General features: G+C 42.4%; 22 protein-coding genes. 9 read left to right on the top strand and 13 right to left on the bottom strand.

Going from position 1 to position 25312, the window contains the following annotated elements; all coding sequences use genetic code 11:
* The 5 genes from AB4160_RS08785 to AB4160_RS08765 form a co-directional block, all read right to left on the bottom strand.
* On the bottom strand, positions 1-2617 hold a 2617-nt coding region (locus tag AB4160_RS08785; protein WP_372004240.1), incomplete at its 3' end, for a VCBS domain-containing protein.
* A 16-nt stretch (positions 2618-2633) separates the two neighbouring features.
* The gene (locus AB4160_RS08780) at positions 2634-3959 is read right to left on the bottom strand and encodes an HlyD family type I secretion periplasmic adaptor subunit (protein WP_102475370.1); all 1326 of its coding nucleotides are present in this window, start codon (positions 3957-3959) and stop codon (positions 2634-2636) included.
* Entirely contained in the window at positions 3952-6024 is a 2073-nt protein-coding gene (locus tag AB4160_RS08775; RefSeq protein ID WP_372004238.1) for a peptidase domain-containing ABC transporter, read from the bottom strand. The genes AB4160_RS08780 and AB4160_RS08775 overlap by 8 nt, the downstream gene beginning before the upstream one ends.
* Positions 6021-7703: an ABC transporter transmembrane domain-containing protein gene (locus tag AB4160_RS08770; protein ID WP_372004236.1), complete on the bottom strand. Its 1683-nt coding sequence runs from the start codon at positions 7701-7703 to the stop codon at positions 6021-6023. Before AB4160_RS08770 ends, AB4160_RS08775 begins: the two co-directional genes overlap by 4 nt.
* 349 nt (positions 7704-8052) lie before the next feature.
* Entirely contained in the window at positions 8053-8772 is a 720-nt protein-coding gene (locus tag AB4160_RS08765) for an SDR family oxidoreductase (protein WP_372004235.1), read from the bottom strand.
* A gap of 137 nt (positions 8773-8909) precedes the next feature.
* Between AB4160_RS08765 and AB4160_RS08760 the strand changes: the two genes are divergently transcribed.
* A complete protein-coding gene (locus AB4160_RS08760; RefSeq protein WP_102531229.1) occupies positions 8910-9815 on the top strand; it encodes a LysR family transcriptional regulator in 906 nt (301 codons plus the stop codon).
* 119 nt (positions 9816-9934) lie between these two features.
* Complete coding sequence (locus AB4160_RS08755; RefSeq protein WP_372001530.1) at positions 9935-11128, top strand: conjugal transfer protein TraF; 1194 nt, start codon at positions 9935-9937, stop codon at positions 11126-11128.
* Positions 11129-11189: 61 nt separating this feature from the next.
* Here AB4160_RS08755 and AB4160_RS08750 read toward each other — a convergent pair whose 3' ends face one another.
* Together AB4160_RS08750 and metJ are read right to left on the bottom strand one after the other, a co-directional pair.
* The gene (locus AB4160_RS08750; protein WP_372004233.1) at positions 11190-11930 is read right to left on the bottom strand and encodes a sulfite exporter TauE/SafE family protein; all 741 of its coding nucleotides are present in this window, start codon (positions 11928-11930) and stop codon (positions 11190-11192) included.
* 178 nt (positions 11931-12108) lie between these two features.
* The gene (metJ, locus tag AB4160_RS08745; RefSeq protein ID WP_076538901.1) at positions 12109-12423 is read right to left on the bottom strand and encodes a met regulon transcriptional regulator MetJ; all 315 of its coding nucleotides are present in this window, start codon (positions 12421-12423) and stop codon (positions 12109-12111) included.
* A gap of 207 nt (positions 12424-12630) precedes the next feature.
* Here metJ and metB point away from each other — a divergent pair, with 207 nt between their 5' ends.
* From metB to AB4160_RS08715, 6 genes are all read left to right on the top strand, one after another.
* Positions 12631-13791 (top strand): cystathionine gamma-synthase, encoded by a 1161-nt coding sequence (metB, locus tag AB4160_RS08740; protein ID WP_102436608.1) that lies wholly within the window; start codon positions 12631-12633, stop codon positions 13789-13791.
* A 62-nt stretch (positions 13792-13853) separates the two neighbouring features.
* Positions 13854-16247: a bifunctional aspartate kinase/homoserine dehydrogenase II gene (locus AB4160_RS08735; protein ID WP_102436610.1), complete on the top strand. Its 2394-nt coding sequence runs from the start codon at positions 13854-13856 to the stop codon at positions 16245-16247.
* Positions 16248-16585: 338 nt separating this feature from the next.
* Entirely contained in the window at positions 16586-17269 is a 684-nt protein-coding gene (locus tag AB4160_RS08730; RefSeq protein WP_372004232.1) for a cytochrome c, read from the top strand.
* Between the two features lie 9 nt (positions 17270-17278).
* Positions 17279-18322 carry a c-type cytochrome gene (locus AB4160_RS08725; protein ID WP_372004230.1) on the top strand — a complete coding sequence of 348 codons (1044 nt, stop codon included), beginning with the start codon at positions 17279-17281 and terminating at the stop codon, positions 18320-18322.
* Between the two features lie 112 nt (positions 18323-18434).
* Positions 18435-18692, top strand: coding sequence for a cysteine-rich CWC family protein (locus AB4160_RS08720; protein ID WP_102531227.1), 258 nt, complete (start codon positions 18435-18437; stop codon positions 18690-18692).
* A 303-nt stretch (positions 18693-18995) separates the two neighbouring features.
* Complete coding sequence (locus AB4160_RS08715) at positions 18996-20363, top strand: sodium:alanine symporter family protein (protein WP_102436618.1); 1368 nt, start codon at positions 18996-18998, stop codon at positions 20361-20363.
* Between the two features lie 518 nt (positions 20364-20881).
* Here AB4160_RS08715 and AB4160_RS08710 read toward each other — a convergent pair.
* The 5 genes from AB4160_RS08710 to AB4160_RS08690 form a co-directional block, all read right to left on the bottom strand.
* A complete protein-coding gene (locus tag AB4160_RS08710) occupies positions 20882-21058 on the bottom strand; it encodes a PA3496 family putative envelope integrity protein (protein ID WP_198589379.1) in 177 nt (58 codons plus the stop codon).
* 304 nt (positions 21059-21362) lie between these two features.
* On the bottom strand, positions 21363-22052 hold the full coding sequence (locus AB4160_RS08705) for a TorF family putative porin (protein WP_102436622.1): 690 nt from the start codon (positions 22050-22052) through the stop codon (positions 21363-21365).
* Between the two features lie 289 nt (positions 22053-22341).
* Complete coding sequence (locus AB4160_RS08700; protein ID WP_102436624.1) at positions 22342-22614, bottom strand: HU family DNA-binding protein; 273 nt, start codon at positions 22612-22614, stop codon at positions 22342-22344.
* Between the two features lie 241 nt (positions 22615-22855).
* Positions 22856-23653 carry a response regulator gene (locus tag AB4160_RS08695; RefSeq protein ID WP_102436626.1) on the bottom strand — a complete coding sequence of 266 codons (798 nt, stop codon included), beginning with the start codon at positions 23651-23653 and terminating at the stop codon, positions 22856-22858.
* 87 nt (positions 23654-23740) lie between these two features.
* On the bottom strand, positions 23741-24127 hold the full coding sequence (locus AB4160_RS08690) for a hypothetical protein (RefSeq protein WP_372004228.1): 387 nt from the start codon (positions 24125-24127) through the stop codon (positions 23741-23743).
* A gap of 103 nt (positions 24128-24230) precedes the next feature.
* Between AB4160_RS08690 and AB4160_RS08685 the strand changes: the two genes are divergently transcribed.
* The gene (locus tag AB4160_RS08685; RefSeq protein WP_102436630.1) at positions 24231-24740 is read left to right on the top strand and encodes a DUF4240 domain-containing protein; all 510 of its coding nucleotides are present in this window, start codon (positions 24231-24233) and stop codon (positions 24738-24740) included.
* A gap of 94 nt (positions 24741-24834) precedes the next feature.
* On the opposite strand, the gene AB4160_RS08680 is transcribed toward AB4160_RS08685, so the two are convergent.
* Positions 24835-25170 (bottom strand): hypothetical protein, encoded by a 336-nt coding sequence (locus tag AB4160_RS08680; protein ID WP_372004227.1) that lies wholly within the window; start codon positions 25168-25170, stop codon positions 24835-24837.
* Positions 25171-25312: the final 142 nt, after the last annotated feature.

Genomic DNA, 25312 nt, shown 5'->3' with positions numbered 1-25312 from the left:
TGATTTTTTGTTCAGTGCCATCAACACTGTGAACGATTAAGGTGTCAGTAACTGACTCACCTGTTTTAAGGCCTTGAATCGCTGTCTGAGAATTGTCAGCTGTGTAGGTCCAGTGACCTAATTCATTGATTGATAGAGTGCCAAATTGACCTTGTAGGCTTTCAGCGGTGAACTGCGCTTGATTGTTGTCTACATCTGTTACGGTTAACGTCCCGTCAACGCGGAGTTGTCCACCGTGAACGTCTTTATCTTCAGTTAGCTGTGCTGTTGAAGCACCCGCAATCACCGCTTTGTCGTCAGTACCACTGATGGTGACAGTGATTTTTTGCTCAGTGCCATCAACACTGTGAACTAACACTGTATCGGTAACTGACTCACCGGTTTTTAAACCTTGAATGGCTGTTTGTGAGTTATCAGCGGTGTAGGTCCAGTGACCTAATTCATTGATTGATAAAGTGCCGAATTGACCTTGTAGTGAGGTGGCTTGGAATTGATTTTGACCATTATCCACATCAGTAACAGTGAGGGCGCCATCGACGCGAAGCTGCCCACCATGCACGTCTTTATCTTCAGTTAAGCTGGCGGTTGAGGTACCCGCAATCACCGCTTTGTCGTCAGTGCCGTTAATGGTCACAGTGATTTTTTGCTCAGTGCCGTCAATACTGTGAACGATTAAGGTATCGGTAACTGACTCACCGGTTTTTAAACCTTGAATGGCTGTTTGTGAGTTATCAGCGGTGTAAGTCCAGTGACCTAATTCATTGATTGATAGAGTACCAAACTGACCTTGTAATGAGGTGGCTTGGAATTGATTTTGACCGTTATCTACATCAGTAACAGTGAGGGCGCCATCAACTCGGAGCTGACCTGAATGAACATCTTTATCTTCGGTTAAGCTGGCGGTTGAGGTGCCCGCAATCACCGCTTTATCATCCGTGCCATTAATGGTGACAGTGACTTTCTGCTCAGTGCCATCAATGGAATGAACTATGAGAGTATCCGTTAATGATTCGCCTGTTTTCAGGCCTTGAATAGTCGGCTGCGAGTTATCAGCGGTGTAAGTCCAATGGCCTAAACTATTGATACTCAGAGTACCAAATTGACCTTGTTGCACTGTGGCCTGGAGTTGGTTTTGTCCTGAATCTACATCGGTTACGGTGAGGGCGCCATCGACATGCAGTTGTCCTTGATGGACGTCTTTATCTTCGGTTAGATTAGCCGATGAAACGCCACCAATTTGAGCGGTTTCATTGCTACCGTTAATACTAATGGTAACTTGTTTGGATACTGGGGTGCCTGAGCTATCAGTTGCTGTGACTGTGAAAGTTTCAACTGCTACTTCTCCCTGATGTAGGGCTAAAGTCGTTGCTGAATGATTATCTAGAACGTATTGCCATTCTCCAGATTTTGAATCAATGACTAGCTGGCCAAATTGACCTATTCCATTTGAGGCCGACCAAGTGATGCTATCGCCATTATCTGGGTCGGTAGCTATGAGGTTGCCTGAAACGGTATCAATTGAACCTAACTCATTGAGACTAGCATGATGTATACCTGAAATTTGCGGTAAATCGTTACTACCTTCAACCTCTACAGCAATGACCGAGCTCACTTTATTGCCTTGGCTGTCCGTTGCCGAAATGACAAATTGTTCTGTTTGATGAGTCCCTTCAGATAATGCATTTGTTTGCTGGTTATTATTATCAAGTTGGTAATGCCATTCGCCAGTTAACTGGTTTAACGTTAACTCACCATATTTACCTTGAGCATTGTCTGTACTCCACAACACTTGGTTAGCATCAGTGCCTGTAGCTTGCATTACGCCACTCGCAGTATTCACTGCATTATCTTCTTTTAATTGTGGTGCTGATTGTTGACTTGCTATTTCTATTGGGGTTTCATTCGTGCCAGTGCCAGTGCCAGTGCCAGTGCCAGTGCCAGTAGAGGGAGGGGTAATGTCAGGTGTTGGGGTACCTTTTAGTGTCTCAATCACTTCATGTGTTGCAGTTTGTGGTGTGATTACATTTGATACTGAATGAGATGATGAATTAATGGTAAAAGCAGTCTGAAAGTTTTGTTCAGGTAACGAAATTTGAGATGTTCTAAATTGGCTTATGTCTTGGGTTGTGACATTACCATTATGAAAATGTGCACCCGCTGCTAGTCCTGTTGTTTGAGTTGAACCTGTTTCTACAATAAGCTTATTTAATGGCTGCTGCTGACTCGGTTCTATCGGGTTGCTATCAGCGATTTGACTGGCATTTTTAAGTGTTGAGCTTGTTAACTGTTGTGGCGTTGTGGATGTTTTTAAAACGTCTTGCTGAGTAGCTTCTGGATTAGCTTCTGGATTAGTAGCTGCATGAGTAAAATCTGCTTCAGTTGCTTTATCATCCTCAGATGCATTCGCTATATTCGTCTGCCAAGACTTGTCAGCTACCAGATCATTTTGTCTATTTGGGGTTATGTTCCCCGTATCTCGAGATTCTTTTGCCCGCAACTTTTTAGCATCATTATCAATTTTCTTTATTGCTTGCTGGATTTTATTTTCGGGCAGATCTTTTTTGAGTTTATTTTTTTCATTTGGCTTATTTTTATTATCTTTATTATCCGTGCTCATGGGATGCTCCTACCATTTATCTTTCGCCAAATGCTTCGTTAATGTTGGTGAACACTGGTTTCCATAAGTACTGGAAGACACTTTTTTCACCTGTCACAATATCTGCTTCGCCAGTCATTCCAGGAATTAATGCAAAACTATCGGGATTATCCAAAAAGTAGGGCTTATCAATGGCAAGCTGCACTTTATAAAATACACCGCCTTTTTCATCTTTATCTGTGCTTGGTGAAATACGTTTTACGATTCCATCTAACGCGCCATAACGGCTGTAATCAAACGCATCGATTTTGATTCTTGCTGATTGACCAACATGGACAAAGCCGATATCTCTTGGTGACAGCTTAATTTCCATCATACCCGTTTTGGTCATGGGAACAATTACAGCCACAGTCCCACCTGGTTGAATGACGCTGCCAGTTGAAGATGTTGGGATTGATTGAATGATGCCGTCAACAGGCGCGGTTACGGTGTTTTGAGATACCAGTGAGCTGGATGATTTAAGCCTTGCTGTGACACCTAATAATTCAGCTTGGGTGTCAGTACGTTTTTCACCGACTTCTTTTAATAATGAAGCCTGTCTTTGTTTGAGTTGTTGCTGCAGATTTAGCAGGTTCTTGGTGAGAACTTGTTGTTTGCTTTCCATCGCCTTTAGCTCTCGCATGTAAGAATCAAGCTTTTGCTGTGATTCTAAAATGCGTAACTTTGAAACGGCTTGCTCTTCTGTTACTGACAACATCATTTTTAACGTTTGTTCTGCGGTTTGGATTTGATCGCTAAGGGGAGGTATTTCAGTTTTCAAACCATCCAATTCCGCTTGAGATTTGGCTATTTCAGATTCTGATAGCTGCTCAATTGCCACTCGTTCATCGATCATGCGATTAAGCGAAGACTGATGCAGCTTAACCAGTTGCGGGTACTCATAGGCGAACTCATCAAAATTGGCATCGCGAGCATCAATGAAGGCTTCGTAACGTTCAATTCGCATCATTAAGTTAGCACGTTTACTGGATAGTTCTTCCTCAGCTGACAAGCTGTCTATTGAGACAAAGCTTGCCAAAATATCACCTTGTTTAACAACGTCACCTTCTTCGACTACGACAGAAGCAATAGTGCCACCAGCACGGCTTTGAATAACCTGCCTATGGCCTAACGGCACCACTTGTCCTTTGGATTTTGAAATTTCTTCTACGCTGGTAAAAACAGACCAAACCAACATGATTAAAATTGAGCCGGTGATCAATAAGATGATATTTCGAATTAATTTACGCTCAGCAGGGGCTTCAATTGCTTCTGCAAATTCATGTTCTGGCCAGACTCGATTAGCTAGTTGACGATTATCCATTGGTTGGAGACTCCTGCATGACGGTGTTAGTGGCATCTGGCGTTTGAGGTGCTTGGTCTGGAATTGGGCCTGCATAAACCACAGCGCCTTTATCAAGAATAATGACCTTGTCAGCGTGTTTAATTAAATCTTGATCGTGGCTAGTAAACATTACGGTTGATTGTCCTTTTAAGTTTAATAAGGTCTTTATCAACTGCTGTTTTGATTCTGGATTTCGATGAGGTAATGGTTCATCAAGCAATAACAATGGCGATTGTTTTATCAGTGCGCGGGCAAGGTTGATGTAACTCCCTTCGATAGCGGAAAGCATGGCGTTATTCTCACCGAGTAAATCAACCGATAAGTCATTATTGATGCTATTAAAAAAGCTGGCCCCACCAGCGGCAATTATTGCGGTTTTAATTTCATCATCGGTAGCATCTGGTTTCGCTATCCGAATATTTTCAGCTAAAGTCCCTGGGAAAATATCAGGTTGTGATGGGCTATAAGCCACCCAATGCCTAAATATTTCAGTGTCATATTGTTTTAAATTTTTCCCATTCACGGTGACAAATCCAGCTTGTGCTTCCAACACGCCTAAGGCGCTCAGTAGCAAGGTTGATTTACCACAGGCATTGGGCCCTATAACGGCAACTAATTCACCGGGTTCTATGTCTACATTCACACCTGATAGTGCCGGCTCTCCTTCAGCTTTATATCTCAGGGTTAAATGCTGAAATGAAATTGCTGGTGCTTGAGTGTTATCAGGGGTGTCTAAGCGTAATTCTGATTGTTCCGTTGTTGCCTGCATGAACCGATCAAACTGTTTTACGGCAACATCCATCATGGTGAATTTTTGTTGAGATGAAAATGCCAGTTGTGCAGGGCCTGTAATCCGCCAAATCATCATCACACAGGCAATTAATGCACCGGAGGAAATCGTTTGATTTAGTACTAAAAATATTCCCGTAAACACTGTGATGAGTGCAGTGAATAAACTCAGTGAATGAGCAATGGCTGCATTTAGGCCATTTCGTTTAGCATAAAGAAAATTCTGGCGACTATTTTCACGGCATTGACGAATAAATTTTGTTTGCCAGCCTTCAGTATCACCAGCCGCTTTGAGTTGCAGTAGATTTTTCGCTAGTTCGCTTAGGGTATTTTGATACTCGCCACTAATTGTTGGCGAGGCTGCCTGAACATAGCGGCTGACGACTTTCATCACCAAGTAATACAGCATCAACATGCCAATCGGCACTAACACTAACCATCCACTTAAAAACATAATCGCCAGCAGGGCAATAATAGTGAAGGGCAGGTCGACTAAGCCGCCGCCTCCAGGGCCAGATAAGAGCATTCTGACTTTTTCTGCATTACGCATTCTAGCGATATGATTTGAAATGCCGACGCGTGACAGTACCATTAACGGCATGTGTAATAGTCGATAAAAGGTTATCTGGGAAAGGTCTCTAGCAAATCGATTACTGGTGGTGGCAAGAATTTGCGCCCGCGCTAAGCGGGTTGATACTAATACGCCAACAGCAAGCGCTCCACCTAAGGCTATGCTGGGGAGTATGGAGGGTGTTTGACCACCAATGACTCGGTCATATACTGCCATGGTAAACAGAGGTACTGCTAACCCTGTAACACTGGACAGTAAACTCAGCCAGAAAACGGGACGATACCATTTAGTTCTCTTACTCATGTGAGCGGCGAATGCTTGAACACTCTTTTTACTACGAGGTAAGGCATCAATAACAAATAGGTATGCATCATCTGTTAGCTGAGTCATATCGACCGTTTGCCAATGATTATTCTCTAGTTTTTCGAACTGATGTCCCTGTCTTCTTGCTATAAAGGCATTGTCTTTCGCTGGGACAACCAAGAAAGGGTAGATGGTTAAATGCAGGGTACTATCTGACGGTTTAATAACAGAGAAACCAATTTGATGCTTTTTTAATAACCGAGACACCGCCAGAGTATTGAGATCGTTTTCAGTGTCACTGGCAACGTTACTGGCTTGAGTGTAAAGACCTAATTGTTGGAACAGCTCCACCAGTAATGGCTTTAGTTCTAAAGTCTTCATAGGATCACCTCCTGTGAATCACTATTATCCACGTGCGGCGATTTATTAGTTTTTTTAGGCTGAGCATGTCCCTCAATTGTGACAACTTCATCACTAATTTTACCGATTTCAGGGTAGTGGGATGCCGCTACAATGGTCATTTGTTGTTTCAGTTGGGCCAATAAAGTGAGTAGTTTATTTTGGGCATCGGCATCAAGTGAAATCATCGGCTCATCCAATAGCAATATCGACGGTTTTTGGACTATCGCTCTGACTATTGCAATGAGTTTAATTGCCCCTTTATTTAGCATTTGGTTGTCATTTTCACCGACTGAAGTTTGATAACCATTGGGCAATTCGGCAATTTTAGCCGTTAAGCCTAAACTGTCAGCAATTGCCATTGCTTGTGGTTCATACTCTGCTCGGAACATCGTCATATTCTCAAGTAAACTACCTGCAAATAAGGTTGGCCAAGGGGCAACATAGTTAACGGATTGTCGAAATTCTTTACTGTCGTGTGCATGAAGTAAAACCCCATCAATGGCGACTTCACCTGTATTTATCTTTTGAAATCCAGCAATGATACTGAGTAAGTGGCTAGCATGACTCAGGGGATTTGATTGCAGGGTAACTAAGGTTTTAGGGAGGATCTCTAAATTCAACTGTTGAATGACAGTGCCTAAATTACTGCTATCGACTTTTTGAAACCTAATAGGGCCGTTAGGGATTTTTTGTTGATAGATTTTTTCAGCACTAAACGCTTCGGCTGGAATGGCGGTCAAATCATCTACGTGTGACATCGCCGTTTTGGCACTCACAAGTCGAGAACGAAGGCTAATAATTGCACTTAATGGTGCGATGGCGCGACCCGCTAATATTGAACATGCAGCCAGTCCACCCGTTGTAAGCGAACCGTTAAGGACTTCTAAACAACCTAGCATCACTAATATTAGTGTTGTTCCTTGCGATGCTGCTTGGATGACTTCTTGTAACTTAGCTGATAACCAATCGACTTGTTGCTGTTGTGCTAGTCGCTGGTGGTTTATTTTATTATAAATACTGGCTAATCGGTCTTCTAAAGATAGGGCCTTGGCTGTGGTTAGCCCTGATAACACCAGTATCAACATTCGGGTTCGTTCAGCATCTGAAAGAGCGAGATCCTCAGTGGCTATGGCGAGTTTTTTGCCAATGACATAAACCAGAGCGCCAACAAGTACCCAGACGACTATCGGAATGAATACCAGCGGGCCACCAATATAGGCAACCAATGCAAGAAAAATGAGCACAAATGGAAAATCCATGAGTGCCACAATTGCTTGCCCTGAATAGAGCTCCCGCATACTCGCAATACTGGCTAAACCATTAGTGACTTTACCTGTTCCCATGGATTCAACATGGTGATAGTCCGCTTGCATGAGCTTGTTAACCACCTTGGTTGTGGTTTCTAATTCAAAATTGGCTGCTGATGCTGCAAGTAGCCAACTGCGGCCATATCTGAGTAATAATTCCAGTAAAATCGCAATCGCCACACCAGAAACAAGAATAGTGGCAGTACCATAACCTTGATTTGGCAGAATACGATCGTAGATTTGTAGCATGGTGAATGGCAGCGCAAGCGACAATAAATTGATAAATGTCGATGACAATAATAGCTCGGGAAAGGCTTTATTCCTGGAAAATAAACTGAAGTTTTCCTGCATACAAAAAATGTCCTTTTTATCGCAATGCGTAACGACTAAGCAATCAATAAACCAATGATTTAAGCGTAGCTTGTTTTAGTCAGCTTTCCTTACCTTAATTTAACTTAACTTAAACATTAAGCAATTAATATAACATCTTGGGGGTAAATTGATTTTTAATCAGATGCAGCTAGTTTGCTCGAAATGGCGGCATTATTACGAGGGATAAGAGAATGAGTTTGCATGAGGTACGCGTGGAGTATGTAAAGGGAGGCCGCTTATTAAAATTAATGCAAAGATAATAAAAAACCATGAGTAATAACTCATGGTTTTTAGCTGAAATGTAGACCTATCTAGACTCGATATATTCTTAAGGTTGTTGGCGAGTTGGCGCTAAGACAATTTCTCGTACACAAACATTTTGCGGCATTTCAAAGGCAAATACAGCCGCATCAGCAACTGCTGTAGGCTCGATAACGCCGCCCATGAACTCTTTCCATTCTTGGTAGCCGGCTTTAATATCTTCATCGGTTGTGTGGCTAAGCAGGGCCGTTTCAACAGCGCCTGGAGCGATAGTCACCATTCGCACATCATCCATCGCCACTTCTTCGCGGATATTTTCAGTTAGCGCATGCACAGCAAACTTACTGGCACAATATGCTGCATGGTTAGGGAATGTTTTACGACCCGCTATAGAGCTTACGTTGATAATAGTGCCTGTTTTACGGACTTTCATATCAGCAAGCACAGCGTGAATACCATTAAGCACGCCCATCACATTGATGTTGAGCATTTGGCTCCACTGGGCAGGATCTTGTACATCTGCTTGACCAAGTAGCATTACGCCAGCGTTATTGACTAAACAGCCAACAGGGCCAAACTTTGCTTCAGCAGTCGCAATCGCTGTTTTCATCGCTGCAGCATCAGTAACATCAACGCTAACAGATAAGCTGTTGGGCAGGTTAAGTGCTTGCATTGGTTCAACGCGACGAGCAAGTAAAAGTAGTGGGTGACCTTTAGCGCTAAATGCATTCGCCATAGCGGCGCCAATACCTGATGATGCGCCAGTAATGACAACAAGTGATTTCATGATTTTTACCTCGTTCGTTAAGTTGTGTCCATTATAGGTAATGGCTCATTGTTGATATATAATCCACAAAGAACATCATTGTTTACCTGTGGCTCCTAATAACTTGTTGATGACCACAAACTAAAATAGACATTATTATGAACTTAGACATAAATTTGATTGATATCAGAGCCTTTGTGGTGATTGCTGAGCAAGGTAACTTTACTCAAGCTGCACAGGTCTTAGGCTGCTCACGTTCGCATTTATCAAAGCAATTATTAAGTTTAGAAAAATTTCTTGGTGTTAGCCTAATTATTAGAACCACCAGAACCCAAAGACTGACAGAGCAAGGTCAGCAATTGCTGTTGCAATGCCAGCAAGCGTTAGCGCAAATCGATCAGGTGGTGGCAATGACATTAGACAGCGCTGAAACATTACAGGGCAATATTCACATTAATTGCGTTGGCGGGGTGATTGGTGAAGATATTTTAGTGGCCTTGGTGAATGATTTTATTAAACAGTATCCTGAAATTACCATCGATCTTGATTTTAGTAGCCAGCGGGTTGATTTAATCGAGGGCCATTTTGATATTGTATTTCGCATGGGCGAACTGGCAGATTCAAGCTTGGTGGCCAGAAAGCTGATGGATATCGAAAACCGCACTTTAGTCGCCCCTGAATACTTAGCGAAATATGGTCAACCGCAGCATCCAAGCGAGCTTAATAATCACCTGTGTATTACTGGCTCGATCAGCCATTGGCGCTTTGGCCATAGGCAAGATGCTCAAGCTGTAGACGTTGCCATTAAGGGCGGTTTTAAGTGTAAAAATGGCCGCGCTATGAAAGCCAGCGCCTTAGCAGGAAATGGCATTGTGCGATTACCTTATTTATATTGCGCTAATGAAATTGCAGCGGGTCAATTAGTGAATGTGTTTAATGATTGGCATATTCCCGACACGCCTTTTTATATGCTTTACCATAAAGATAAATTCCAACCAGAAAGGCTGAAAAAATTTATTCAATTCACCATGGAAAATTTTAAGCGCTATCTACCTGATTCATAAAATAACATTTAAAAAACGGCTGATTAAATTCATCTATGCCGTAAAAGTCTAACGGGATTGAAGCCTATTTTTAATTTTTTCGACTATCTTTATTAGATAATTAAAAATGAAAATGGTGAATGATGAGATCCTTAGCGCTGCTATTGTTTTTACTGCTGTTTGCGATAAATACGCAAGCGGGTCAGCTTTATTTTGAAGCTCGCAGTGATAGCATGGGCGGTACAGGTGTAGCCTCATCAAGCCGTATCGGCGCAAGTTTTATTAATCCCGCTTTACTGGCTATTTACGCCCCAAAAACCAATGAGTTCTCCTTACTGTTACCGGTTGTGGCTGCTGAAGTGGATGATAGCGACAATATGCTTGATAAGTTTGACTCACTACAAGACAGTTTTGATGACTTAGAAACGGCCATAAACGGCAATGATACTGATGATATTGCTGGTTTTCGTGATGATTTAGTTATTAATTTAAATGCCCTCAACGGCACTAACGCCTCGGTATCAGCCGCAATTGGCGCAGCATTAGTATTGCCAACTCAAACCGTGCCAATGGCGCTATTTTCCAAAAGTCACCTTGACGCTATGGGCGTTGCTGATATTGCTCAAGGTGATATTGATATGCTGACTAATCTCGATCCCGCCAACCCTCCTGCAGATCTCACTGACTTAGACTCTCAAGGCATTGTATTAGCCGCCGGAGTCACAGATTTTGGGGTGGCGTTAAGCTTTCCACTATCTATAGTTAACATGCCTGTAAAAGTTGGGATTTCACCTAAGTTTCAACGCATTGATACCTATCATTACAGTGCCAGTGCCAATAACTTTGATGTCGATGATTTTGATGATGATAAATATCGAAATGATGACAGCTTATTTAACCTTGATCTTGGGGTGGCTATTGAGCCAACAGAAAGCTTAACCTTAGGGCTGTCTGCTCGTAATTTATTCAGTAAAAAAATAACCACAGTTGAAGCTCAAGGACGGACATTTGAATACCAAATTGAGCCGTTAGTCACAGTGGGAGCTGCTTATGATTGGTCCAGAGTCACCTTAACCACGGATATTGATCTGGTGGAGCAAAGCCGTTTTAGCGAGTTTGATGCGGTGCAGTATTGGCGAGTGGGCGGTGAAGTTAAAGCCACTGACTGGCTGTTTTTACGCATGGGCTACCGCCATGACTTAAAAGATAATAGCGTAGATATTTACTCTTTCGGCACCGGCTTTGCCATCGGCCAAGCCTTTAAGCTGGATATGAGCGGCAGCTATGGTGATGATGCCATTGGCGCTGTGCTGCAAACTTCTTATCACTTTTAAGCGTTATCATTTTTAGCTGTCATCATTGTTGCATTTATATCTGCCACAAAAAGATGATCGACTAGCCTGCTGATAATTCAATTAACGACTTAAGGGTTAGCAATAATGCACTTAAGCTACATAACACCATAGTGGCGATGCGAGTCTTATTTTTATCAACCTTATTGGTTAGCTTTCCTGCGGCAATATTTCCGAGTATGACAGATGGCAATAGCATCAATGACAACCACAGATGCTTTTCTTCCACTAAGCCTGCAAGCATTAAAATAATCAGTGCGATCATTGAGCTGAAAACAAAAAAGATCGATAGCGCGGCTCTAAACTTCGGCGCATCTTTACCGGCTAATAAAATCGCTAATGGTGGCCCACCAATGGCGGCAATATTTCCAAATACCCCCGACAAGACACCTGCAATAAATAGCGAAAGCCGATTTACTGGCGCTGTGATCTTAAAAATACTCAGCAACACCGCTGCGCCGACAATAAAGGCAATGGCTAACCCCAGTACTGCTTGGGGGGCAAACAGTAATAAACCTGCGCCCATAAAGCCACCAGGTATTCGCCCCAGCAGCGCATATTGCAGCCCATTAAACTCCAGTTGAGTACGTTCACGCAATAAGGTCAATAAGGCGATGGAAAAACCCATCATAATCACAGGGGCTGGGACTAATTGTGGGTCGATGATATAGAGAAGTGGACTGGCAACAACCGCAAGCCCAAAACCGATAAGGCCTTGGGTTAATGCGCCTAGAAAAATGATAACCGATGCAAGCATCAAGGTCTGCGGATCGATAAATTCCATTGTCGACTCTTTAGGCGCAATACTGCAACTCACTCTCAGCTTGAGAGCTCGATGCGTTAAATGACGAGCAGTGTTTGATTAATTGAGCAGGCTTATGCTTTAGCGCAAGTACTTTAGCGCAAGTACTTTAGCGCAAGTACTTTAGCGCAAGTACTTCAGCGCTAGTCGCTAGCTTGACTTAATCAAGATCTTCCCACTCAATTCCCATGGCATCCATCAAAGCTTTTGCTTCAGATGGGATGCTATCAGGCCCTTCTTTTGATAAGTCACCGTCATTTGGCAGTGGTTGTCCAGTGTAGGCATGCAAAAATGCTTCACACAGTAGTTCACTATTGGTTGCATGACGTAAGTTATTAACCTGGCGGCGGGTACGTTCATCAGTCAATACTTTTAAAACTTTTAAAGGTATGGATACCGTGATTTTTTTAACTTGTTCATTTTTTTTGCCATGTTCGGCATATGGGCTGATATAGTCGCCATTCCATTCAGTCATTAACTCACCTTTATACGATAGATTCGTGGCAGATTTTAACCGCTAAATAATAACAGTCAAATTATTGCGGTTATTCTATAACGAATGGAAATAGATTTCTTTATGTTTAGACGTCTAAACGGCTGATTTGTATTGACGATGTGACTTAGCTTAGGTACATTTAGCCATCTAGACATCTCTTTAGTGTGTATTCTTTAGGAGTTTACAATGAGCAAACATCGCGCAGCTACGCTAGCAGTACGCCAAGGTATCGAGTCAGATACCCAATACGGCGCTGTAGTCCCGCCGATTTATCTATCAACAAACTATTCTTTTGATGGCCATAAAAACCCTAGAGAGTTTGATTATAGTCGTTCAGGAAACCCGACGCGCTGCGTGTTAGGTGAAGCCATTGCCAAACTTGAACATGGCGCTACTGGGGTGGTTACTTGTACCGGTATGGCTGCGATTACCTTGGTCACTAGTTTATTAGGCCCCGATGATTTACTGATTGTGCCTCACGATTGTTATGGCGGTAGTTACCGTTTGTTCACAAATCTTGCCAACAAAGGCCAATTTAAATTACTGGTGATTGATCAAACAGATGAGCAAGCACTCAGTGATGCGATTGCTCAGAAACCTAAAATGGTGTGGTTAGAAACGCCGTCAAACCCATTATTACGTGTTGTTGATATCAAAGCTATTGCTGAGCAAAGCCATAAAGTCGATGCCTTAGTTGTGGTTGATAACACCTTTTTATCGCCAATTTTGCAACAGCCATTAGAGCTAGGCGCTGATATCGTCATGCATTCCACCACCAAATATATCAATGGTCATAGTGACGTTGTAGGTGGCGCTGTGGTGGCAAAAGACCCTGAACTGGGTGAGTTACTACACTGGTGGTCAAACACCTTAGGGCTAACAGGCTCGGCTTTTGATAGTTACCTAACCTTACGTGGCATTCGTACTTTAGCTGTACGTATTCGCGAGCATCAAAAAAATGCTGAGCAAGTTATTGACGTACTTCAGGCCAGCAATCTTGTCGAAAAAGTGTATTATCCAGGCTTAAAAGACCACCCAGGTCACGATATTGCAGCTAAGCAACAACAAGGCTTCGGCGCTATGTTAAGTTTCGAACTTAAAGGTGGTGAAGCAGAAGTGGTCGCCTTTTTAAATGCACTGTCTATTTTCAGTGTTGCTGAAAGCTTAGGCGGAGTGGAAAGCTTAGTTGCCGTACCTGCAACCATGACCCATAGAGCAATGGCGCCTGCAGCACGGTATGAAGCTGGCATTAAAGATACTTTACTGCGACTATCTGTCGGGATTGAAGATGCTGAAGACTTGGTTGCCGATATTGAAGTAGGCTTAGCTGCTGTCGCTGCGCTTTAAGTTAATCTCCCTTGGCTATATTCATGTAGTCAGGCTGGTATATGTTGTTTAAGGAGTGAAAAATGGCCCGCAGTCATTTACATAAATTTGGTGGTTCAAGTCTTGCTGATGCAGATTGCTATCGCCGCGTTGCCCATATTTTACTGACTCATGGCAACAGTGATGATTTAGTCGTTGTTTCAGCTGCGGGTAAAAGTACTAACTTTTTATATAAATTACTCTCCTTAAGAGAAAACGGTGACTTGTGGCAAGAAGAGCTACAAGTACTGGTGAGCTATCAGCAAAACCTGATTGAGCAACTTCTCTCAAACGAACAAGCGCGCGATTTACGTGAGCGCCTATCAACCGATAAATCGCAATTAGTCAGTTTATTGTCCCTTGAAGAGCGCAATGAATTTCAGCTCAATCATGTATTAAGCTTTGGTGAGCGTTGGTCAGCACGATTAATGGCAGCCTTATTAAGAGAGTCTGGCGTTGCTGCCGCGAATATTGATGCCTGCTCACTGCTGGTGGCTGATGAAGGGCCTGTGCCGAATATTCGTCTTGATGAGTCCCGCGAAAAAGTCCAAAAGCTGCTGGATGCTAATCCAAATACACGCTTAGTGATCACCGGCTTTATCTGCGCCAACAGTAAAGGGGATACATTATTACTTGGCCGCAATGGCTCAGATTACAGCGCCACCTTAATTGCCAGCTTAGCGGACATTGAACGAGTGACTATTTGGACCGATGTTGAAGGGGTATTTAACGCTGATCCGAATAAAATTAATGATGCCAAATTACTTGAAAGCATGTCACTTGCTGAAGCCGATCGTTTAGCTAAACTCGGCTCGCCAGTACTGCACAGCCGAACTTTACAGCCCTTATTTGATACTAATGTTAGTCTCGCGGTGCGCTCAAGTTACGCATCACATACTGACTTTACCCTTATTGCGCCCCAAAGTTCGTCAGCTAGCGCTCCAGTGGTTACCAGTTTAAATGAAGTGGTGCTGTTTCGCTTTAAGCAGCAAGCGCTAATTCAAACCACACTCAAATTACTTGAGCAAGCCGGTATTGCGCCGCTAGCATATTGGTGCTCTGCCCATCATAAAGTTGAACTGGCATTCACTGCTGAAAACCAAAAGCAGGTACAAGCGTTACTGGAGCTACATAGTCATGAGCTATTAATTAGCGATATCCATGCTCATACTGATTTAGGTTTAGTCGCTTTGGTTAGTGCTGATGCAGAGCACTACCGCCGCAGCTTTGCCCGATTATTAAGTCGCGATGCCAAACCCCTGTATCAAGATGGTTTGAGTTTAGTGACCTTAGTGCCTAAATCTCAGGTTAATTTACTCACCCAAAAAGTACACCGACGCTGCGCAGGCCCGCGATTGCGTATTGGGGTATTATTGCTTGGGGTCGGTAATATTGGTGAAGCCTGGATTGATTTATTTCAGCGCTCATCCACCATGCTTAACCGTGAACTAGAAGCCAATGTGCAACTTGTGGGTTTAGTGAGTTCAAAAGAGGCGCTCATTTGCCAGCAAGGAATAGATGCCAATAACTGGCAAGATGACTTTGATACCACAGCAACAACATGGGACTACCCTAGTTTATTTGAGCAGCTTGAGCTGCTCGACTGCGATGAGCTGGTGGCCTTGGATATCAGTGCTAGCGCCAGCTTAACCTTACAATACCCAGAGTTTTTCGCTCGAGGGATTCATATGGTGAGCGCCAATAAACTTGCAGGCTCAGGGCCGTTACCTTTTTACCGTGAGCTTAAGCAGCAGCTAAGTAACCGGCGTTTATTTTGGCGTTACAATGCCAGTTGCGGCGCTGGCTTACCAGTACAGCATGCCCTAAACGATTTACGCAATAGTGGCGACAATATCGAAGCTGTTGGCGGTATTTTTTCAGGTACTTTATGTTGGCTGTTTGAGCATTACGATGGGCAAAAATCTTTTTCTGAACTCGTGGTTGAAGCCCGCGGATTAGGCATTACAGAGCCAGATCCTCGAGATGATTTATCTGGCCGAGATATGCAGCGAAAGTTACTTATTCTGGCCCGTGAAATTGGCTTTGAGATTGAGCTTGATGCCATTGAATTAAATTCATTAGTGCCAGCTGAATTAGCCGACTTGTCGTTAGATGACTTTTTAGCGCGCATTGGCGAGTTAGATGAGTTTATGTTGCAGCAATATAGTGCAGCCTTTGAGCAAAATAAAGTCTTAAGGTATGTGGCATCTTTAGATAAAGTCGATGGCAAAATGCATGCTGAAGTAGGCATTCAATGGGTCGACTCGAACCATCCCTATGCCAGTTTAACCCCTGGAGATAATGTGTTTGTCATCCGCAGCACTTTTTATCAGGGCAATCCGTTAATTATTCGCGGCCCAGGTGCTGGCCGAGAAGTTACCGCAGCAGCTGTGCAGTCTGACTTAGTACAAATCTGTAAGGATTTACTGCAGGAGTGATCCTTAAGCGTGAGTTAAACGACGATTAACTTGGTTGAAAGATTAACTTTAAAGGCCTATTCCCTAACGGAATAGGCCTTTTTTATTGTCATAAAATAGCGCTAAAAGCATAAGCTCAGAGTTAACTTCACTCCCAGTTGATTTGCTGATGATTAATCGACAACGACCTTTTCATTATCAGTCTTTAGCCTGCAAATATTCGCTGTCTGTTCTTTGGTAAGCGTATTTGGGTTACTTTTTCTTTGGTGGAGAGTATTCAATTAAGTCACATAAAGTGGATCTGATGGACTACATTTATTATTCCAGTAGCTAAACATCATCCAAGGAGAGGGCGGTATATGAAATTCCTTTTACAAGTCATCACGATAATAGCAATAGGGGCAAGTCGTAACTTGGCTATTGCCGATATTCCTGCTCAATCTCCCAAAGAGTTATTGCAAACCGTACCCACACAGGCGCAAGTTTGTTTAACTTGCCATGGTGTTAATGGTGAGGGTTTAGGTGTTATAGGGCCTAGGTTGGCGGGTTTATCCAGTGAGTATATCGCCTCGCAGCTGGTTAATTTTCAAATGGGTAATCGACAAAGTCCCACAATGTCGGCGATGGCTGCGACAGTACAAGGTGATGCTATCCAAGTCGTTGCTGATTTCTTTGCCGCTAAAACAGTAGCTGAGATCCCATTGCAATACCGCGGTGACAAGGTTGAGATAACTGATACGGCGGAAAAATTGGCTTATCAGGGAGATTGGGGCCGCGATATACCTGCCTGTACTAGCTGTCATGGACCTTCAGGCATTGGCGCAGCCAACTTCCCTCGACTTGCAGGCCAAGAACCTAGCTATTTAAAAAACCAACTATTGGCTTGGCAAAATGGTACTAGAAAAGGTGATGTCGATAATATGATGGCTAATATTGCCGCTAAGCTGACTGCTGATGAAATTGACGCATTGTCAGCGTACTTTTCAGCTTTAAAACCTCTGGTTCAAAATGCTGCTGCTCAACAGCCTTTGGCACAAAAATAAGGACATACCATGAAACTGTTTAATTATTTAGTCGCAGGTGTGTTTATCAGTTCAGTTAGCGCTGCAGAATTACCCGATAGGCAAGCTCAGATCCCCGCTATAGCAAAAGATCCCGCAGCGCAGTATCTGCAACCTAGCGATTTATCAGCTATTCCAGAGGGTGAGTTTGGCGACAAAGTACGTTTGGGCTATCAGATATTTGTTAATACTCAGCAATTAAGAGATAAATATGTCGGCAATGAGCTTAATTGCGTTAATTGTCATATGAACGCAGGTAATAAAGCCAATGCTTCACCGCTATGGGCTGCCTATATGGCTTATCCCGCTTATCGAAAGAAAAATGACAAAGTGAATAGCTACCAGGAACGGATTCAAGGTTGCTTTACTTATTCAATGAATGGTACAGCCCCCGCATCAGGCAGTAAGGAACTTGTGGCTATCTCAGCTTATTCTTATTGGCTAGCCATGAGCGGTTTACTGAGTCAATTTAATCTCGATAGCAAAGTAGCAGAGTTGAGTGATGTAGAACTGGTAAAAGGTGGCAATAGAGAAGAGTTCCCAATTCCAGCTGCAGTGAAAGCTAAATGGGATCAAAAAGCCTTAACTTCACTTGCTGGCCGAGGTTTTCCCAAGTTAGAAGCGCCAGAACAAGCTTATTCAACTGAGCGAGGCGAAATAGTTTATCAAACCCATTGTCAGGCTTGTCATGGCGTTGATGGTCAAGGCATTAAAATGGCTAATGTGAGCGCTTTACCGCCATTATGGGGGCCGCAAAGCTACAACTGGGGCGCAGGGATGCATAGAGTGAACACTGCAGCTAATTTTATCTATGAGAATATGCCGCTGGGTAAAAGTATTCAGCTAACAGTGCAGCAGGCTTGGGATGTGGCAGCTTTTGTTAATGCCCATGAAAGGCCGCAAGATCCGCGTTTTAAAGGAGACCTGCCACAAACCCAAAAAAGTTATCATCAACATGATGGTTTTTATGGCAAGCAGCAGCTTGGTAATGTTTTAGGCGCCGAAGCTTATCCAAATTTTCCTGTTAATAAGTAGGACTTTAACCAGTTTCAAGCTTATGCTTTTAAGCTACAATCGTTAAGGCATAGCCTTATCTCATAAAGCATTTTATGGAAATTAAACCAGTTAACGAAACAAAGTGAACCAGATGAAAGATGTAGAAATATACTCACCAAACCAAGCAAATGAACCATTAGTATCTGAGGCACAAGACGCGATTTTTGAGCCATTAGCGTGCCCCGTTTGCCAGCAGGTTAATCAATGCGCGGTTAGTGCGGGTAAACCGATTGAAGACTGCTGGTGTTTAAGCGCTTCAGCTAAAGCTGTGATCAGTGACAAGCTGCGCACAGAGTTAAAGGGCAAAGCCTGCGTCTGTCAAAGCTGCTATCAAAAACTGTCCCAGTGAAGGCCTTAATGACTGCTTATTCAGGGTGTTTAGGCTAGGTTGTAATGGTTCAATAAGATTTAAGCGCTAATTTAGTTAGCGCTTTTTTTATAATTAAATTAATTTAATTGGCTGATAAAAAACTGTTATTTGCTGATTTGTTCGGTTTGAATCGTACCGATGTTTCCAATTTAGTGCCAATGAAGGTAATCTGAAATTCACGCACTGATGTATTAGTAGTGTGAACGCAGTAACCGTAAAAATAACGTTTAGTGATAACGATTAATAATAACTATAAATATTTAACTCATTATGAGGTTTTCAATGGAAGGATTAACGGCATTTATTAATGCAGTAAACAGCATCGTTTGGGGCGTACCCATGTTGGTGATGATTTTAGGAGTGGGATTATTTTTATCTATCGGATTAAAATTAATGCCAATCCTAAAATTAGGCACTGGTTTTAAACTGCTGTGGTCGGGTCGAGCAACCGACAGTGATAGCACTGATAAAGGTGAAATTAGTCCTTTTAATGCGCTAATGACATCGCTCTCAGCCACCATAGGAACAGGTAATATTGCTGGTGTGGCTACCGCTATTTTTATTGGTGGGCCAGGGGCATTATTTTGGATGTGGTGCACCGCATTAGTGGGTATGGCGACCAAATTTGCCGAAGCGGTATTGGCAGTTAAGTATCGTGAAAAAGACAGTAATGGCAATCACGTCGGTGGACCGATGTATTACATTAAAAATGGCTTAGGCAGCAAATGGGCCTGGTTAGGGACAGCGTTTGCGATACTGGGCTCTATTGCCGGTTTTGGGATCGGTAATACCGTGCAAACTAACTCAGTGGCAGATGCCATGAGTGCTAACTTTGGCGTGCCGAGCTGGGTTACTGGTTTAGTCTTAATGGTACTCGTCGGTGCAGTACTCATGGGCGGTATTAAACGTATTGCAGAAGTTGCTGGTAAACTCGTGCCGTTAATGACCCTGTTTTATATTGCCGCGGGTTTAGCTGTTTTAGTGGTATATGCAGACCAAATTCCTGCAGCATTTGAATTAATTATTCACAGTGCGTTTAACCCAGTTGCTGCTCAAGGCGGTTTTGCTGGCGCAGCTGTTTGGGCTGCGATTCGTTTTGGTGTCGCCCGTGGTGTGTTCTCCAATGAAGCGGGCTTAGGTAGTGCGCCCATTGCTCACGCTGCAGCGCAAACCAATGATCCGGTAAAGCAAGGCTTAGTGGCCATGCTAGGTACATTCATTGATACCATCATTGTGTGCTCTATTACTGGTTTAGCGATTATTGTTTCCGGTGCTTGGACATCAGGTGAGAACGGCGCAGCACTAACTTCATATGCATTTTCACATGCACTGCCCATGGGTAATTATATTGTGGCGGTAGCACTTGCTGTGTTTGCCTTCACGACTATTCTAGGGTGGAGTTTTTATAGTGAGAAGTGTGTTCAATACTTGCTTGGCGATAAAGCGGTAAAACCATTTCGTTTAATATGGACCCTTGTGGTACCCATAGGCGCCGTGAGTTCATTAGAGTTTATTTGGCTGTTGGCTGACACGCTTAATGCAATGATGGCCATTCCTAACTTAATTGCGCTAGTCCTATTAAGTCCTGTGGTCTTTGGTTTAACCCGCGAGTATTTTGCCAAGCAAAAAGCTAAGGCATTAGAGAGCTAATAACGCTGTTGATGAATGATGAAGGCATACACGGGGAGTGTATGCCTTTACTGAGAAGGAATATTATCGATGAAACTTTCAAACCAAATATTTCCATTGAGTTTTTTGCTTATGGCTCGTCGGTGGCTGTAATGGTATCTCTATAAGAACCAATGCTGATAAATATATTACTAATCAAGCGATTGCCTCAACGGTTGAAATCTATCAGCCTAGTGAATTGTATAACCATGACAATGAACCGCTAGGTGAGGTGGTGACGACTTATTGCGCTAACAAACCTGAAGTAATAGAGGTTGGTGTCCCCAGTATCAGCATGCTGAAAAAAGAATTAAAAGTGCAAACCCAACAAAGGGGCGGTAATGCACTCATTATCACAGACTGCGGCAAAAAGATTTACCCAGCCTGTTCAATTTATTTAGAGTGCAATGGTCTTGCATACTTATTAAAGTCTTAATCTTAAAGTGAAGCTTTAAGCTTATAAAAACTATTGGCCTGATGAGCCCGGACAAGGAACTGGGTTAAAAGAAGTCATCTTCCCCTAAGCTTTTTCGCAATTCAGCTTGTTCTAGATAATCATCTAAGCGCCGCTTAACCTGCCTTTTACGTTCAATAATTTCAGCGGAGCGTTGATTTTTTGGTGAAACCATTGCCTCGATTTCAGTATCATTTGGGATAGTCTCAGTAATATTAGCCATCACTTTATCCTCACATGGGTGGTACTCGTAAAGCATAATTAATGGCTTTACATAAACGGTAATCACAGCCTGAACGGCTTGAAACCGTGAGCACAATATTGCTACTTTATTGCTGAGCAATAATTTGCTAGGCAGCAGAAAAATAACCTCATAATTTGAATGTAGCAGCTAATAAAAAAAATGCGCACTTCTGTGGTGAGGATTTTGAGGCTCAGAGCAATAAAAAACGCCACCCTAAGGTGACGTTTTTTGATTTTTTAATAATTTAGATTAAATAGCTAACATCATTTAATACTTTTGATGGTTATAGATCGAAGCTATATGAGTAACCAAGAACAATTTTAGCATCATCATCTTCTAAATCAGTATCTGTTGCCATGAACGAGATAGTACCGAAATCAGTATCAGTGCTTAGTGATACGTTGTACTCAGAATAGCTATCAGTGCCGTACCAGCTGGTGATTACATCACCGTTTGAGTAACCATAATGGAAACCCAGTGACACTTTTTCAGTTAATGGGAAAGTCAGGTTAGCTTGAGCATACATCATATCTTTTGAATCTAATGGGCTTTCAGCAATATCATCACCGCCATTGACTGTGTAAGAGTATGCGACATCTAACCATTTCCACGCGAGACCAACTGTTACTTCACCAAAATCAACACTGCCCGGTGAATCTGGGTAAGCGTAATAAAGGTAGTTAATGTCGTAGCTTAAGTCTTCTGTAATGTCACCACCGAAACCGGCATACACATCAAGCTCATAAGAGGTGCCGTCACCAAAATCTACATTTGATGCCCAACCACCGACATAGAAACCTGACTCATGGCCATAATCAATGCCCCCCTGAACCGCAGCACCACTAGTTTGTGACACACCACGCCAAATATAGTCTGACGTCGCGCCAATATTACCCGTGACTTCAGCTAAAGCTGTAGTGCTTAAAAGTAAACCTGTTGATAGCGCAATAGCTTGATACAGAGATTTTTTCATTTTCATTCCCTCAAAGTTTTATTATTCAATTAGCATCTTGCATAAAGTCGGGTCGACGCTAAATGTTGTTTTATCTGAGGTACGTGTTGCTAATGATGTGCCATGTTTATAAAGTTAAATTAATCAACAGCTTAAAAATTACTGCACATTTATGTTGCATTTATGTTGCCACTTAATGATGCGTAGTTGCACTTTAATTGTGCAGTTTAAGTGTTGTTTTTACTTATTTATGCAAAAAAAAGACATAAAAAAACCTCCAAAAAAGGAGGTTTTATCGTTTTAGCGGTTTTTAGTTAACACTATTTTTTAGCGTTTTACCTGCTTTAAACTTAGGTACTGTTGCTTCAGCTATTTGGATCTCTTGGCCGGTTTGTGGGTTACGACCTGTACGTGCAGCACGAACTGATGTTTCGAAAGAACCAAAACCTACGATAGAAATCTTGTCGCCGTTTTTCATGGCTTCAGTTACCGCTTCTTCAAAAGACTTTAGTGCACGACCCGCTTCAGCTTTTGTTAACTCAGCATTTTCTGCAATTTTTGCAATTAATTCACTTTTGTTCATGTTGTATTCTCTGCTTTCCATAGATGTATTTATTTAGAACTAGATTAACATGCCATAAGCCATAAGGCTTTGAAAGCATTTTATCTGATAAATGTGCTGCTATATTGCAAATAAGTAACTTTTTAGTGATCTAGTTAGCTTAAACTCGGCTGAGTGAATTAACTGCTTCTGCCGTTTTTATCAAGTTTATTGATTTGTTGCTGCTCATTTTGAACTTTAGCCTACAAAAATTTGTTAGCTATCAATCTTCTAACAGTTGATACAGGAGTTGCTTCACTAACTTAGGTTCAAAGGGTTTATCACATAGCGCATTAACACCTGCGCTTGATACGTTGCTTAGGTGGGTATCGTTAGCTTCTGATGACACCATCAAAATCGGCACATGAGACTGCTGGCTTTGGTGGCGTATATATTGGGTCAATGCCAGTCCATCAACACTTGGCATATTGTAATCGGTGATTACTAAATCAAACATTTGCTGTTGCATTAATTCGATAGCTTCAGCGCCATCAGTTGCCTCGCTTATCATCCGAATACCTAAATTAGTAATAGTTCGTTTGATAATGTTTCGCGCCATGCGGCTATCATCAACCACTAAAGTGCGAATATCCTGAACATCAAAATGGCTTAGGTCCAGTTCGTCATTACTGATTAAATCAATAGTGGAATTCAGTGCTGTGGCCAAATGATCGGCATCGAAAGGCTTAGGTAAAATCGCGACGGCTCCAGATTGCCTAAATATTTCCAGTTGCTCACGGCGACATTCACTGGATACCAACATAAATTGAATATCTTGATAGTCAGAGTTTTGTTTAATAAAACTGAGTAGTTCAGTCGCTTCACCGTCAGTAAAGTGTAAAGCGCTGACAATGAGATCTGGCGTGTGTCGAACAATAATCTCTTTAGCTTGAGCAAGATTAGCGGCGGTTTGTATGCTATGTACGCCTTCTTGTTGCAGGCGTGAAATAATTATTTTTCTCTGAACATCAGATGGTTCAACTAGCAAAATGGATAATTCACTGGGCGATAAATGGCTCATTATATAGCTTCTTATTATTCGATCTGAGTTTTATGGGCGCATGTTAACTTATGCTAAGGGATGAATATAGTCAGCAGGGCGCCTTTGTTAACTTTTGGGCTTCAAATAAATCGCTGTTTTTTTACAAAATGCCACCCAGTATTGAAACACCAGCAGTGAAAATAGTACCGCAGCAATGGCAGGAATAGGGATATTAAAGCCATTGAACACCACTTTTACATCTTCAGGAGTGATTTGATAGGCGATAATAGCAGTGGTAGACAGTGCTAATATCGCTAAGGTTTGAATGGCTAAATATACCTTTAAGGCAATGCTGGCCCAGTGGGTTCGCATTAATAAGCCAACCAACACAGGGATAACGCCGATACTGAATAAATCTATACTTTGAATGCTATAAGAGCGCCAAAGGGCCACAATAGACAGTAACACGTACAATGCAATTAATAGGGTTAATCTTAACGGTGGTTTATTCATAGTATTATTATCATTATTGGAACTATGTGAGTGGTCATGTGGTGTAGAATAGCGTGAGTAGAGATAGTTTGTGAAAACGTTTTTTAAGAAATTAGGATAAGTAATGACTGAGGCGGAATTTTGGTCTTTGGTGACCCGTAGCCATCCTGAGCAATCAGAGCAAGCGTGCCATGATCAATTAGTGGAAAAATTGTCGGCGCTCGATGATGCTGACTTAGCGGCTTTTGATAAGATATTTGGCCAACAAATGCGCCGCAGTTACCGCTGGGATATTTGGGGCGCAGCTTACATTGTTACTGGCTGTGATTCAGATTATGGCTTTGTGGAGTTTCGAGGGTTTATTTTATCCTTAGGTGAGACCTGGTATAACAAGATTATTGCTAACCCCGACTGTTTGGGCGAGCTTGAGTTATGGCCAACAAAAGATGACTATGCTTATCCCTTTATTGAAGATTATGATTTGATTGCCGGAAAAATCTATGAAGACCGCTGCGGTGAAGAGCTGCCTTTTGTACCCTCTGGTCAGCATACTCCTCAAGGTAAAAAGTTCAGTACCAAGAAAAAAGATCTCCGTAAAAACTATCCTTTATTAAGCCAGCGTTTTCCATTTTAAATATCGCTGAAAGTTAATTAAGCATCCACAAAAAATGCAGCTTTATAGCTGCATTTTTAGTGTAATTGAGATGTAAGCCTGTCAATCGGCAGACTTAGCTACTGCAAGTTTCTGATTGAGTATCAAACTCTAAACCGTATTTAGCGCAGGCTTGAGTCATAAACTTGTGTGCAGCGGTTTGTAACTGCAGATCAAGGTTTTTCTCTAATTCAGCATTAAACTCTTGCTCAGCGACTTGCATATGCTGGTTCATTAATTGCTGGTGTTGTTTTATCGCTTCGGCGCCTTTTGAATCGATATCAAATTGATGGGCAAAGCTTGAAGATGACACCAGCATGGCGATAAAAACTGTCGCTGCGAGAGCGATAGGCTTAATCATCTTATTGCTGGTAGTTGTGCCGATTGCTGTATTGGTTTCGATGTTATTCATATTAACTCCAGTATTGATACGTTAATTGCTATTAGCGCTGAATCCTTGAGCGATATATATGTCCAAATTTTATTCGTTGGTCAGTCTTTCGCGATATTCACCTTGATATTGTTAAGGGAAATAAGGCGCTAGTACTTGTTGA

The organism is Shewanella sp. 10N.286.51.B8, from assembly GCF_041469325.1.
Classification (GTDB): domain Bacteria; phylum Pseudomonadota; class Gammaproteobacteria; order Enterobacterales; family Shewanellaceae; genus Shewanella.
This window is presented reverse-complemented; position numbering and strand designations above follow the sequence as displayed.

What these genes read in the sequence shown, in the direction of transcription:
- AB4160_RS08780 (WP_102475370.1), bottom strand. Translation starts at nt 3,959, where the DNA reads ATGGATAATCGTCAACTAGCTAATCGAGTCTGGCCAGAACATGAATTT.
- AB4160_RS08775 (WP_372004238.1), bottom strand. Translation starts at nt 6,024, where the DNA reads ATGAAGACTTTAGAACTAAAGCCATTACTGGTGGAGCTGTTCCAACAA.
- AB4160_RS08770 (WP_372004236.1), bottom strand. Translation starts at nt 7,703, where the DNA reads ATGCAGGAAAACTTCAGTTTATTTTCCAGGAATAAAGCCTTTCCCGAG.
- AB4160_RS08765 (WP_372004235.1), bottom strand. Translation starts at nt 8,772, where the DNA reads ATGAAATCACTTGTTGTCATTACTGGCGCATCATCAGGTATTGGCGCC.
- AB4160_RS08760 (WP_102531229.1), top strand. Translation starts at nt 8,910, where the DNA reads ATGAACTTAGACATAAATTTGATTGATATCAGAGCCTTTGTGGTGATT.
- AB4160_RS08755 (WP_372001530.1), top strand. Translation starts at nt 9,935, where the DNA reads ATGATGAGATCCTTAGCGCTGCTATTGTTTTTACTGCTGTTTGCGATA.
- AB4160_RS08750 (WP_372004233.1), bottom strand. Translation starts at nt 11,930, where the DNA reads ATGGAATTTATCGATCCGCAGACCTTGATGCTTGCATCGGTTATCATT.
- metJ (WP_076538901.1), bottom strand. Translation starts at nt 12,423, where the DNA reads ATGACTGAATGGAATGGCGACTATATCAGCCCATATGCCGAACATGGC.
- metB (WP_102436608.1), top strand. Translation starts at nt 12,631, where the DNA reads ATGAGCAAACATCGCGCAGCTACGCTAGCAGTACGCCAAGGTATCGAG.
- AB4160_RS08735 (WP_102436610.1), top strand. Translation starts at nt 13,854, where the DNA reads ATGGCCCGCAGTCATTTACATAAATTTGGTGGTTCAAGTCTTGCTGAT.
- AB4160_RS08730 (WP_372004232.1), top strand. Translation starts at nt 16,586, where the DNA reads ATGAAATTCCTTTTACAAGTCATCACGATAATAGCAATAGGGGCAAGT.
- AB4160_RS08725 (WP_372004230.1), top strand. Translation starts at nt 17,279, where the DNA reads ATGAAACTGTTTAATTATTTAGTCGCAGGTGTGTTTATCAGTTCAGTT.
- AB4160_RS08720 (WP_102531227.1), top strand. Translation starts at nt 18,435, where the DNA reads ATGAAAGATGTAGAAATATACTCACCAAACCAAGCAAATGAACCATTA.
- AB4160_RS08715 (WP_102436618.1), top strand. Translation starts at nt 18,996, where the DNA reads ATGGAAGGATTAACGGCATTTATTAATGCAGTAAACAGCATCGTTTGG.
- AB4160_RS08710 (WP_198589379.1), bottom strand. Translation starts at nt 21,058, where the DNA reads ATGGCTAATATTACTGAGACTATCCCAAATGATACTGAAATCGAGGCA.
- AB4160_RS08705 (WP_102436622.1), bottom strand. Translation starts at nt 22,052, where the DNA reads ATGAAAAAATCTCTGTATCAAGCTATTGCGCTATCAACAGGTTTACTT.
- AB4160_RS08700 (WP_102436624.1), bottom strand. Translation starts at nt 22,614, where the DNA reads ATGAACAAAAGTGAATTAATTGCAAAAATTGCAGAAAATGCTGAGTTA.
- AB4160_RS08695 (WP_102436626.1), bottom strand. Translation starts at nt 23,653, where the DNA reads ATGAGCCATTTATCGCCCAGTGAATTATCCATTTTGCTAGTTGAACCA.
- AB4160_RS08690 (WP_372004228.1), bottom strand. Translation starts at nt 24,127, where the DNA reads ATGAATAAACCACCGTTAAGATTAACCCTATTAATTGCATTGTACGTG.
- AB4160_RS08685 (WP_102436630.1), top strand. Translation starts at nt 24,231, where the DNA reads ATGACTGAGGCGGAATTTTGGTCTTTGGTGACCCGTAGCCATCCTGAG.
- AB4160_RS08680 (WP_372004227.1), bottom strand. Translation starts at nt 25,170, where the DNA reads ATGAATAACATCGAAACCAATACAGCAATCGGCACAACTACCAGCAAT.